The 12,206-nt window shown below is 32.7% G+C and carries 14 protein-coding genes and 1 pseudogene; all 15 read left to right on the forward strand.

Annotated features, from left to right (window positions below):
• Positions 1 to 361: 361 nt before the first annotated feature.
• The 15 genes and pseudogenes from RB604_RS13865 to RB604_RS13930 all read left to right on the forward strand — a co-directional run bounded on the left by RB604_RS13865 (position 362) and on the right by RB604_RS13930 (position 12,202).
• Positions 362 to 946 (forward strand): UpxY family transcription antiterminator, encoded by a 585-nt coding sequence (locus RB604_RS13865; RefSeq protein ID WP_055294574.1) that lies wholly within the window; start codon positions 362 to 364, stop codon positions 944 to 946.
• Positions 947 to 958: 12 nt separating this feature from the next.
• Positions 959 to 1,618, forward strand: a complete 660-nt coding sequence (locus RB604_RS13870) for an RNA polymerase sigma factor (protein WP_021937022.1) — start codon at positions 959 to 961, stop codon at positions 1,616 to 1,618.
• A complete protein-coding gene (locus RB604_RS13875) occupies positions 1,605 to 1,952 on the forward strand; it encodes a hypothetical protein (RefSeq protein ID WP_021937023.1) in 348 nt (115 codons plus the stop codon). Before RB604_RS13870 ends, RB604_RS13875 begins: the two co-directional genes overlap by 14 nt.
• Positions 1,953 to 1,955: 3 nt before the next feature.
• Positions 1,956 to 2,744, forward strand: a complete 789-nt coding sequence (locus RB604_RS13880) for a M48 family metallopeptidase (RefSeq protein WP_055294575.1) — start codon at positions 1,956 to 1,958, stop codon at positions 2,742 to 2,744.
• A gap of 4 nt (positions 2,745 to 2,748) precedes the next feature.
• The gene (locus RB604_RS13885; protein WP_082430608.1) at positions 2,749 to 3,561 is read left to right on the forward strand and encodes a M48 family metallopeptidase; all 813 of its coding nucleotides are present in this window, start codon (positions 2,749 to 2,751) and stop codon (positions 3,559 to 3,561) included.
• A gap of 55 nt (positions 3,562 to 3,616) precedes the next feature.
• Complete coding sequence (locus RB604_RS13890) at positions 3,617 to 4,306, forward strand: vWA domain-containing protein (RefSeq protein ID WP_204902161.1); 690 nt, start codon at positions 3,617 to 3,619, stop codon at positions 4,304 to 4,306.
• 31 nt (positions 4,307 to 4,337) lie between these two features.
• Positions 4,338 to 5,048, forward strand: coding sequence for a vWA domain-containing protein (locus RB604_RS13895; protein ID WP_055294577.1), 711 nt, complete (start codon positions 4,338 to 4,340; stop codon positions 5,046 to 5,048).
• 65 nt (positions 5,049 to 5,113) lie between these two features.
• Entirely contained in the window at positions 5,114 to 6,841 is a 1,728-nt protein-coding gene (locus RB604_RS13900; RefSeq protein ID WP_055294580.1) for a protein phosphatase 2C domain-containing protein, read from the forward strand.
• On the forward strand, positions 6,838 to 7,788 hold the full coding sequence (locus RB604_RS13905; RefSeq protein WP_055294582.1) for a protein kinase domain-containing protein: 951 nt from the start codon (positions 6,838 to 6,840) through the stop codon (positions 7,786 to 7,788). Before RB604_RS13900 ends, RB604_RS13905 begins: the two co-directional genes overlap by 4 nt.
• Positions 7,785 to 9,053, forward strand: coding sequence for a protein kinase domain-containing protein (locus RB604_RS13910; RefSeq protein WP_055294584.1), 1,269 nt, complete (start codon positions 7,785 to 7,787; stop codon positions 9,051 to 9,053). Before RB604_RS13905 ends, RB604_RS13910 begins: the two co-directional genes overlap by 4 nt.
• 1 nt (position 9,054) lies before the next feature.
• The gene (locus RB604_RS13915; protein WP_055294586.1) at positions 9,055 to 9,966 is read left to right on the forward strand and encodes a transglutaminase domain-containing protein; all 912 of its coding nucleotides are present in this window, start codon (positions 9,055 to 9,057) and stop codon (positions 9,964 to 9,966) included.
• Between the two features lie 31 nt (positions 9,967 to 9,997).
• Positions 9,998 to 10,114 (forward strand): annotated as a pseudogene (locus RB604_RS21470) (4-Cys prefix domain-containing protein); the annotation flags it as partial.
• A gap of 72 nt (positions 10,115 to 10,186) precedes the next feature.
• On the forward strand, positions 10,187 to 10,645 hold the full coding sequence (locus RB604_RS13920) for a hypothetical protein (RefSeq protein ID WP_147398873.1): 459 nt from the start codon (positions 10,187 to 10,189) through the stop codon (positions 10,643 to 10,645).
• 1 nt (position 10,646) lies between these two features.
• On the forward strand, positions 10,647 to 11,414 hold the full coding sequence (locus RB604_RS13925) for a zinc ribbon domain-containing protein (protein ID WP_055294590.1): 768 nt from the start codon (positions 10,647 to 10,649) through the stop codon (positions 11,412 to 11,414).
• Positions 11,411 to 12,202 carry an OmpA family protein gene (locus tag RB604_RS13930; RefSeq protein WP_055294593.1) on the forward strand — a complete coding sequence of 264 codons (792 nt, stop codon included), beginning with the start codon at positions 11,411 to 11,413 and terminating at the stop codon, positions 12,200 to 12,202. Before RB604_RS13925 ends, RB604_RS13930 begins: the two co-directional genes overlap by 4 nt.
• Positions 12,203 to 12,206 lie beyond the last annotated feature (4 nt).

The raw sequence follows: 12,206 nt of genomic DNA on the forward strand, positions 1-12,206 counted from the left end.
TTAGTTAACGAGCGTAAGCTAATTCTTGTCTCTAAAATCGCCAAATTTAATGAGACTGCACAAGAAATAAGTCAACGGTTGTTTAGCTCGTATTATTATAACTTGTATCTATTCTTACCTTTCATTTTCTGAGAATGAGAGGTAACTATGACTCTTCTTATAATATAACGAAGCGTAGACAAAATTGTTCATTTGTGCAGTGGGTGTTTGGCGATACCTGGAGGCGGATGACAATTGGGTCTGCGCTTTTTTGTGTTTTGATTGGATCAGTAAAGTCGGATTCAAAATGATGACAAGTGTTTTGTTATTGACTTTTTTAAGAATTTATTAAACACTTCAACGAAGAATAGATGACAATAATATGGGTGTCCAAGATGTATACCACGAGATAGAAAAATCGTTTGCCAATGGGACAAACGACCGCGAAGCGCACCCAAAACGTTGGATTGCTGTTCTTGTTCAGATGAATTGTGAGAAGAAAACAGCTACTCAATTGGGCAAGGCTGGTTATGAAACGTATATCCCTACACAACAAGAAATACATCAATGGAGCGATCGAAAGAAAAAAGTCAATCGTCTTATTATGCCAATGGTCGTGTTTGTTCGTGCAACTGTAAACGAAGAAGAATGGTTACGCAATCAATCGTATATCTTCAGACTCTTAGCTTTACCTGGCAGTGATGAAGACAAACGAAAATTTGCTACTTCTATCCCAGACTATCAAATAGACAGATTAAAATTTATGCTTGAAAATGCAGAAACAGAAGTCACAATTATCAGTGACTTGCATGCTGGCGATAAAGTTTATGTAGCATCTGGTTCTTTGAAAGGTCTTGAAGGAGTGGTAAGTGAGGCAGACGACAAACATTCTATCGTTGGAGTTTTAATTGATGGATTAGGATATGCTTGTGTGAAAATTGCTAAGCACTGTTTAACTGCTAAATAAAGAATATTTGAAATGATTTTATATAAATCATACAAAGACATGACTGACAAGGAAATTGTTGACCTCATTATTGCAGGAAACGAAGAAGCTATGCTCTATCTGCTATACGACAGATACGAGAGTGACTTGAAGTTTTATGCGTGGAGATATTACGATTCGTTGGCATATCTTGAAGATTTGATTAATTGTCTATACATACAATTCAAAGGCAAAAGAGGTGACTGGCAACCATTGAAATCCTTCCAGTGGAAATGCAAGTTCAGAACTTGGTTCTGCTCTGTTGCATCGCATTTATTCTTGGAAAAGAAAGATGAATTGATAGGTTTAGGGGGAAAAGATGGCTCTATTGTGGTAAATGGCGGAGATAAACCGTTGCCAGAACCTGAACCGGAAGCTGGTAATCAGAAATTGGTAATGCTCATGGAGGCCATCAACCGATTAGAGAATGATGACTATCGCTTCATACTTATCAAAGAACTTGAAGGATATAATCACAAAGAGATTGCTGAAATGATGGTTGCAAAAAGAAAGAAAGAGAATAAAGTAACCTTCTATGACGGCAAGATAGTCGTTCCTGATGCTCACTATGTAGATATGAATAAGGCAAGGGCACTCAAGGAGGTCAAAGCTATTGTAGAACAGATTAAAAAAGACTGGTATGAAAATAAGTGATGAACTGATTGCCTGTTATGTAGAAGGAACTGTAACCGCTGAAGAGCGTAATTTCGTTCGAAGATATTTGTGCGAACACCCGGAAACGTATGAGCATATTCTATGCTTGATGGACAATGACACAGTTGATTATTTAGGTGAACAATTAGAAATTTCAGATAATTGCATTCCGATGAATGAATCATCATTCTCAGAAATTGCGTATTCAGCAGCGGCATTTGCCCCTGAGCAAAACAAATTATTCATACCTAAAAATAAGTCACAGAAAGCCAAGGCAAGCGAATTATATGATAGGTTAAGTAGAATGAGTACTGAATTAGATGATTTATTGTAAGATATGCCCTTAACCGAAGGATATACAAAGTTAAAGAGTAAGGCCGAACAGATTGTAGAATCTGTGAAATCCTCAAAATTTCTTTCACAAAAGAAAGAAATGTCTCTTCCATATGCATATCCCTGCGATAATTATATGGATGCAATCCTTTCAAATGGATTGGTTCGTAAAACACTTCAATTATTTGCCGATAAATACTGTAAAGAGCAAATCAAAAAAATAAAATCAACAGGGCAATTAGTCAGCAGAAGTAATTATCCACACTTATATGATGTCCTTCAAAGTTGCTATAAATCTTTGAATGTTGAGGACATTCCGGAAGTATATATTACTAATCAACTCAAAGGTATAAATGCATTAAGCGTAGGAACAGACAATGCTCCAATCATTCTTATCAGTTGTAAGGCGGTGATTAGTTTGCCTGATGGGGAATTGAAATTTATGATAGGTCACGAACTGGGGCACATTCTTCAGAAGAACCTAATGTGTCATACTATTAAAGGATTATTAGATAATCTAAATAACAAATCTGAGATTTTGGGGCCTATCGTATCTGATTTGATAGATGTTCCACTCAATCAATGGTATAGATGTGCAGAATATACTGCGGACAGAGCTGGGTTGATATGTGTAAAAAGTATATTGCACATTAAATCTTTATTCACAAGGTTATGTAACACAAATATTAAAGAGACAAATCAAATCGCAAGATATTTTGAGTTGAGCAATATACACCCAATGTATAATAATAGACTTAACCAATTAGAACAATTTATTTCACTTCAACAATAATAGTATGATAAAGAATAAAAAAATACTAAAGGGCTTGGATCATTCACAATATGAACATCCATTTGACCAAAAAGCATTGAGAGCGCTGCAGAGAACTCCTGGTGTTGACCTCGTTGGCAATTTCATTACAAAGCATACCATTGAGAAAATTTACACGGTGCAGTATACTGGAAGTAATCTCAAAGTTACTAGTGAGAACTATCCGGAAATATTTGAGTATTTGCAATATGCTTGCCAGATTTTAGATTTGCCTAAAGTGCCAGATTTGTATATTCAATGGGGATATGGTATAAATGCATTTACTGTTGGATCTGAAAATCCGATAATTGTACTAAACTCCGGATTGATAGACCTTTGTGAGGATGATGAAATAATGTTCATCATAGGTCATGAATGTGGCCATATAAAAAGTAATCATATGTTATACCATATGATGGCACAGGTTATTAATATGGCAATTGATTCCATTCCATTTGGAAGTATTGCTGCAGCACCATTGCAATATGCTCTTTATTACTGGGATAGAATGTCTGAGTTTACAGCAGATAGAGCAGGTTTACTATGTTGTCAGAAACCAACAGCTGTAATGAAAGGGTTAGTAAAGATGGCTGGTCTTCCAATAAAAGAATATCAAAATATTAAAGTTGAGGGATTTATAGAACAAGCCAAGACATTTAAAGCATTGGATTATGACGCGATGAATAAAATAATCAAATTTATATCCATTGCAGACTCTTCTCATCCATGGACAGTGATGAGGGCAGCAGAATTATTGAATTGGTTGCAAAGTGGAGAACCTAAGCAGATAATAGGTTAATCTAGGTGAGCGTGAAGTATAATACGTTTAATAATATTTATCTAATTTTTTGATTATGGCAACAGCGACAGAAATGTATGAATTTAATGAGCCTAGTAATTACGAGCAAAAATGTTTATGTGTACTTGTTTTGGACACCTCTTATTCAATGGATGATGGTCCTATTGAAGAGTTAAATGCTGGTCTTCAACGATTTCAAGAAGAACTTCTAAAGGATGAAATCACTAGAGATCGTTTGGAAGTTTGTATTGTTACATTTGATAGTGAAGTTAATGTTGTTCAAGACCCTGCATTATTAACTGAATTTACCATGCCTACTCTTCAAACCAATGGCTCAACTTGTATGGTAGATGGACTTGAAGAAGCTATTAGTATTGTGGAGAACAGAAAGCTATATTATAAATCACATGGAATAACATATTATCGTCCTTGGATAGTTATGATGACAGATGGGGAGCCTGATAGCGATCAGGATGTAGATGGTATTGCGTCAAGAATTCATAATGATTCCGAATCAAAAAAATATGTGTTTATTCCAGTAGGTGTAGGAGACGATATCAATGAAAATGTTCTTAGAATTTTGTCAACTCCGACTTTCCCTCCAATGAAAATGCAATATGTTAAATTCATAGAGTTTTTCCAATGGCTAAGTAATAGTATGTCTACAATTTCATCTTCCCAAGATGGAACTGTGACCATTGGCAATCCAGATGCATGGTTAGACAAAATGTTAACAAATAATTAAATATTACTTATCATTTAATTTTTAAACAATTATGGCAACAGCAACAGAAATGTATGAGCAAAATGAGCCTATTAACTATGAGCAGAAATGCTTATGTGTATTGGTTTTGGACACATCAGGCTCAATGAATGCAGATAATGCAATTGGGCAATTAAACCAGGGACTTCAAACTTTTAAGTCGCAAATTATGAATGATGAGACTGCAAGGGATCGTCTTGAAATAGCAATTGTCTCATTTAACTCCGAAATTAAAGTAGAGTTACAGCCTTCTTTAATTTCTGAAATTGAGATGCCGACCCTTAAGGCTTCAGGTCAGACTCAGTTAGTTAGAGCTATTGAGGAAGCACAGCAGGTCATTAAGGACAGAAAAGACTATTACAAATCTAAAGGATTAACATATTATCGTCCTTGGATTGTCGTGATGACAGACGGAGACCCATATCCAGCAAATCAAGACATTGATGGAATAGCTCAAAAAATTCAGGAAGATGCCGATGCTAAAAAATATGTATTTTTTATGATAGGTGTTGGCAATGAGGTACATGATGACGTTTTGTCTAAATTAACCACATCACAATTCCCTGCAATGAGGATGGATGCAGTTAACTTTGCAGAATTTTTTCAATGGCTTTCAGCTAGTGCCACTGTGGTGGTTAATAGTGACGATTTAACCGATAGCAATGTTTCTATTCCTCAGCCGACATGGGCGCAAGGATTTGTTATCGGAACTGATACGGAGTAATACATTTGAGAGGCTGAGGTAAAAAAAGTATATGCTTCAGCCTCCTTTTTTGTTAAAATATAAAAATGAAAAAGAAGAATATTATATTTTCAATTTTGTCAATAGGTTTTATAATAGCATCTATTATGGCATTCATTTATGATTATAATTGTTATGGAATTATATTATTCATACTTGGACTGTTGATGTTAGCCGTTGCATTATTAATAAATATTTTTAATGTTAATGTAAAAAAATGTATAAAGATAAATATGTCTGCGTTTATTGCTATGTCACAAAAAAATAAGAATAAATTAAATTATAAGAATATGCCTACTACTTTTATAGTTGAAGAGCAAACGGATAGTATTGATAATCAACAAGAAGATTCCCATTCCATTGAAGATAATAATTTTATTACAACTGAAAGCGAATCAAATACAACAAATGTAGAAAAGGAAGAGCAACCTATAACAGATATCGACTTAAGCAAAGGAGAAGAAATTATACATGAACTACATATTTTAATAAATAAAAAAGAGACCAATAATATTGAAGTTACACTTATTTCTAACCCTGAATCTAAGCTTCAATATAAAATTGGAACTGGAGAATTCATTGAGTATTCCAAGCCATTCACGATTAATCACAATTGTGTAATTACAGGGAAAGGCTTTTTTGATGATGGGATAAGTATCGAAAAAGTAGAAAACATTAATTCGTTTATTTCGACGCGACCAATAATTAATGAGAATAATCGCGTGGTGTCAATATTACCTAATGATAAAGAAGTTGATGTATATTATACAATAGATGGAACACTGCCCACTCGTAATTCTTTAAAATATGAAAAGCCTTTTACTATTAAAAGAAGCTGTAAGATTTCCGCTTTTACATGTAAAGCTGGTTATAAAGATTCTGATATAGTATCTACATATATAGAGATTATTATTACTCCAGAAGAAAGAATACGCCAATTTACGAATGAGCAATATGCAATAGGAATTTCCTATCAAGGAGAAGGTCATATTAGAAACTTTACTCCATGCCAGGATTTTCATTCTTATAAAAGAATTAATGAATATTGGTCAATTGCAATTGTTTCTGATGGTGCAGGTTCAGCAAAATACTCAGCTGATGGTTCAAAGGCGGTCTGTTTAGCATTTACACATTACCTAGAAGATTATTTATTAAAGTCATACCCTGATGGTTCATTGCCGGAAAATAAAGAATGGGATATTGAATTTAGAGGAATGCTCCATAAGTTTCAGATAGAATTGTCGAAGCAAGCAGAAGCTCAATCAATTGAGTTCAAGAGTCTTGCTGCTACGATTATAATTGTTGCATATTCCAAACAAGGATATTTAGTTGCACATATTGGAGATGGTAGAGCAGCTGTAAAAACATCTGAAGGTTGGCAAGCTGTCATTACACCACACAAGGGAGAAGAAGCTAATCAAACAATATTTAGCACATCAATTTTATTCTCAAATTATCCTAATCTTAAGATGTCTGGTGTTTATGTTCCTGAAACTTATGTTGGGAGAACTAGCATAAAAGCATTTTCGTTAATGTCTGATGGATGTGAATGCGGTTTGTGGCATATGAATCATAAAGTTGATTTACCTAATGGGGATTTCCGAATAGAAGAAAAAAATGTCCCATATTCAAAGGGTTTAGATGATGCATTATCGATAATAGATGAGACTTCTAATCTCAGAGAGAAAAGACTATTAAAGTTTATCACTAGTTATAATAATCCTCTCGCTAAAGAAATTGATGATAAAACTATATTAATAGGGATAGTACGATGATTTTATATTGCAACTCAGGGAAAATTAATATATGTGATACACCTTTAAGTAAGGGTGGTGAAGGTTCTGTATATAAGATTCCTTCAATGCCTAATTATTGCGCAAAGCTATATCATCCTGGTAAAGTAAATAATGAGAAGGTCAAGAAAATCGTTTATATGGTTAGCCATAAACCTGCAAATTTAATAAGTAATAATTATAGAATTTGTTGGCCTACTGATTTACTATATGATACGAATAAAAGATTCGTTGGATTTATTATGCCTTTAGCTTTTGAAGGATCTCAATTGTTATATCAACTATGTAAGGGGAAAATTAATGGTTCATTATCAAGAGATTGGCATCAGTTTTATGATAGAAATTCTAGAGATGGACTTATAAATCGGTTAAAATTAATAGTAAATATTGTTACGCCAATATATGATATTCATAATACATCAAAATATGTATTAGTAGATTTTAAACCTAATAATGTAATGATTACAGCAAATGGGAAAATATCAATGATAGATTTGGACTCTGTTCAAATAGTAGATAATAGCATTAAATATATGGCTCCAGCATTCACGGTAGAATATTTACCACCAGAGCTACAAAGAAATCCCAAATTAGGAAAGGACACTTTAGATGTAACATGTGATTTATTTGCTATGGCTGTAGTTTTTTATCAATTGTTATATGGCATCCATCCTTTTATGGTAAGTGCTAAAGATTCGTCTTGTACTGAACTTTGTCAAAATATTATAAATGGTTATTTCCCATTTGGTTGTCATTCAAGCAAAATTGCAGTGATACCAAAGCCTCATAAGAAGTTTTTATTATTACCTAGCGAAATTAAAAGTCTTTTTATTCTTGCTTTTGAAAATAATCCAAAGAATCGCCCGTTAACTAGTAAATGGGGAGAAACAGTATATAAGTTTCTAGAACCTTTAGTGAATAAAAAATGACATTAAGAGATTCGCAAAATACTGCTATACTGATAGAGAGTAATTACTTTGCATCTGGTGGAGAAGGGAATGTTTATAGAATTATATCTCCAAATAAATACCAAAATTATTGCGTAAAATTATTTCATGGAGATAAGGTATTTAGTAGATTAGATAAACTTGAGTACATGATTAATCATCCGCTTAGAATTCCCTCAAATACTCAATATAAAATATGTTGGCCTACAGATTTTGTTTATAACAACAGTCAACCTGTTGGTTTTATAATGCCACTGGCTTTTAGTGGTAGTAAATCATTGTATTCTTTATACTTGAAAGATGATAATTCCATTTTTGATAGGCGTAAGGATTACGGTATTAGAAATAGGTTTAAGTTATTATTCAATATTGCTAATGCTATTAGCAATCTACATCATCATGGATATATTATTGTAGATTTCAAACCGCAGAATTTATTATTTAGTGATGCAGGACAGATTTCATTAATTGACTTAGACTCAATTCAGATAATGTTAGGGGACTTATTATTATATTCTCCTACTGCTTTTACACAAGAATATGCATATCCGAAAGAAATAAATAATATCTCGCAGAAAAAACCTTGTTCTAAATATTGGGATACATATAGCTTTGCTATTGTCGCGTATCAATTGTTAACTAGTATACATCCTTTTATTGCTTCATCAAATTTAAAAACACCAGGTGGAGATGAAATTTCAGATCGTTTAGACTTTATGCGATATAACTTATATCCTCTTGGAAAGAATGCATCAAAGTTAAGAGTTATTCCACCACCTCATTATTACATTAATCTTCTCCCATATAAAATACAGGATTTATTTGAACAAACATTTGACCTAGATAAATCATGTGTTCTAATGGAAGATTGGATGGCTACATTATTAGAATCTATAAATAATGATATTTTAAGGAGTAACCCTTTTAGAGAAAAAAAGAAACCAATTTTTATTTTACGAACTAGACTTCCTAACGAAGCAGCTGCTGGAGATTTTTTGGAAATATCATGGTTCTCTGCTAATATTTCTAACTTAACAATTAATGGCAATGTATATACAAATCAGAATACTGCAAGATTTAAACTAAACGAAAGTTTAAGTTTAAATATTGTTGCTAGTAATTCACAGTATAAATGTTCTTACGAGTATTCTATGCGCCCTAGTTCAGCATTTTGCATAAATTGTGGTAGGAAATATTATTCAAGTTCAGATACTTTTTGCACATATTGTGGTATAAAGAAAGTATAAAATGAAAAACTATATTACATCATATTTTGAAAGCGAAGCTACAAAGCTTAGCATTGTTGGTGATAGGTTTAAAATTTCTTTAGGACAATCTATTTTAAAGAATACCAGTATTTTAGTATCATTATGTAATTCCACACAATTAGAAATATTTCAGATTATTATATCATTAAATAATAGTGTTGGCATTTTTAATCTTCCTCCCAAGATTAATGAGGGTATATATTTTATACAGATTTTTATGCAAACTACAAAAAAAGGAATAACAACAAGTTATTCTGGGTTATTTTTCCGAAAAGATATTCCAATATGTTTTTACAAAGGAAGTTACCGATTTGTTAAAACGGTAGTTTATGTAAATAATTTATATTTATTTAATAAGATTAAAATACCTTCTTTAACTAGTAAAATTATTGAACCAGAAATAGCGATTTTAAGTAGAAACATAACAATTGGTCTATTATCTAATTATCAAAAAATACTTGCAATATATGATTGGGTTGCATCAGAAATCTATTATGATTTTGATTCTTTAAATAATGGGACATATGTCAAAAATGACCATTCTGCTTTGGGCGTTTTGAAAAGCAGAAAAACAGTGTGCCAAGGCTATACAAATTTAATGGTTGCTTTATTATTGGCTATAGGCATTCCTGCTAAAGGACTCAGTTGTTTTTCATTAGGAATTTCAACAAATGGAGGATGGGAATTAGAAGAAAATTTAATGGCTGAATCTAACCATATTATTCCAATTGCATTTTATTCTAATCGTTGGATAATAATGGATGTTACTTGGGATTCAGACAATGAATTTATTAATGGAAAATTTATAAAAAAATCAGGTATAAAGGTTTCTAGGAAGTATTTTGACACAACTTTAGAGTTTATATCTAATACACACCGATTTATAAAATAAAACTATGACAATGATATAATGACCTAATACTGAATGTAATCCAGAAAATCCTGATAATGCTAAATATTGTAGGAAATGTGGCATAGCACTTACAGCAAAAGATATAAAAAGAATGTATATTGTTTCTTGTAAACAGTTGTTGTTTTAAAGGTTAACAAGCTTGAAAGATAACAAATATATTTTATCAAACAATTTGAACTATATATTCACAATTTTAAAAATGGACAAAAAAATATGTAATAATCCTGCTTGCAAAACTGAAAATCCTATAGAAGCAAAATTTTGTTGCAAGTGCGGTACACAGTTGAATAGAGCGGCAATTATAACAATAGAAGAATCTAGTCAAGAAATGGATACAAGACCGTTCCACCTCAAACATCCAGAGTTGCATTTGAAACCAATATCAGAGTTTGAGAAGTTGTTCTTTTGGTTTAACAAGCCAGAATATGTAGAAGACCCGTCAGAGGCAGAAGATTCTGAATATTTATTTATAGCAAGGGGTGGCAAACTGGGTATTTTATACTGGACTATTGAAAAACACTGGTATGGAAAGGAGGATGTTTATAATAGAATTATTCCATGTGAATATGATCGCATAGAGAAAGCAGATGGGTATTTTGCTTGTTATAAAGGAACTGAAGTAACGTATATAGATTTAAAAGGAAATATATTAAAATAAAATGAATATACAATGCCCTAATCCAGAGTGTCGTGTAGAGAATCCTGCTAACGCTAAGTTTTGTAGGAAATGCGGTACTGCATTTACACCTGCAAATAGATATAAGCAAATGATGCGTTCAGCTATTAGTAAAGTATTTACAAGAAGTCACAATACAAGTACTGAAGCGTTTACACTTGATACTTTTAGGAATATATCGTTCCAACCTGTTTCGGTTGTAAAGATTCGCTTTGTGAACAGATTTGTTTTATTTCTTTGTCTGTTGTTTGTGGGATTGTGGTTTGCTACAATAACAGGATTAACAGGAACAGTCTTTTATAAGATAGACCACTGGTTTTACGAAGAAGTCTTTATATATCATCAATATATAGTTGAGTTAGGATGCTTAGCAATAGCAGGTTTATGTACACTCTTTATTGTAAAGTGGTGGATACAGAAGTTGCGATATAAACTCAATGCAGACTACATTGAGAGCAACTTTGTAAATAAAGAGATTGTACGCATTGCATGTAAATCCAAGATAGGGCTGTTTGATAAAAATAAGAATAAGGTTCTTTTATCTTCAAGTTATTCAAATATAGAGAAGTTTGATAACGAGCACCTGCAAATTAGCAAAGGCAACAAGAAAGGTCTATATAGTCTTACCTATCGTAAGATTATTATTCCAGTATTGTACGATTCAATTGTTCAATTTTCAAATTCAGTAACATCGGCAACTACACAAGGAACGGAGCATCACTATGATGTAAAAGGAAATAAATTGCGATGAAGAAACTTTTTAAGAAAGATTTTGGAGAAGAGCATAACTTTTGGATGAGTTATACAGACCTAATGTCTGGTTTCCTTGTTGTATTCATTATATTGAGTGCTATTCTTTACAATCATTATAACGACAAGGTTGCTGAGGCAGAAAAAGCACAACAGGAAGCTGTTGTAAAACAAGATTTGTACGAAGAAGCTTTGGCTTCGCTCGAACGTGCAAGTTTAGATTTGGAACAACAGGCGGATATTATAGATTCCCTGAAACAAAACAACTTGAAGAATCTAATCCGACGATACCACGATGTATTTGTATATGATGAGTATGTCAAAGTCACTTTTGATACAATTAGGGGTAGTATCATATTGACCAATAGGGATATCAGAAAAGATTTGTTCGTTCAAAGAAACGAACCAATAATGCAAAAAGAATTGAAGAATTATCTGCGACATATTGGTTCATCTTTAATTTCCAAGACAATGACAATATGGAAAGAACAGAACAGGAAAAACATAGAGCTACGCATTGAGGGACATACTGACCCCTTATGGGATGGAGAGAGAGGAACGGATTACGGATACATACGAAACCTCGAATTATCATCGGGACGTGCAAACCTTGTATATAGTTATATATTTAATAACTGCAACTTAAGCTCCGAACAAAAAGAGTTTGTCCAGAAGCAAGTGATTAGTGTTGGTTACTCATTCTCAGATCGAGTACAGAAGAATAATATATATGATGTCTCTTTAGACCCAATGTCACGAAGAATTGAATTTAGAATAATCTCAAAGTAATGAC

Source organism: Bacteroides salyersiae (assembly GCF_031172035.1).
GTDB lineage: Bacteria > Bacteroidota > Bacteroidia > Bacteroidales > Bacteroidaceae > Bacteroides > Bacteroides salyersiae.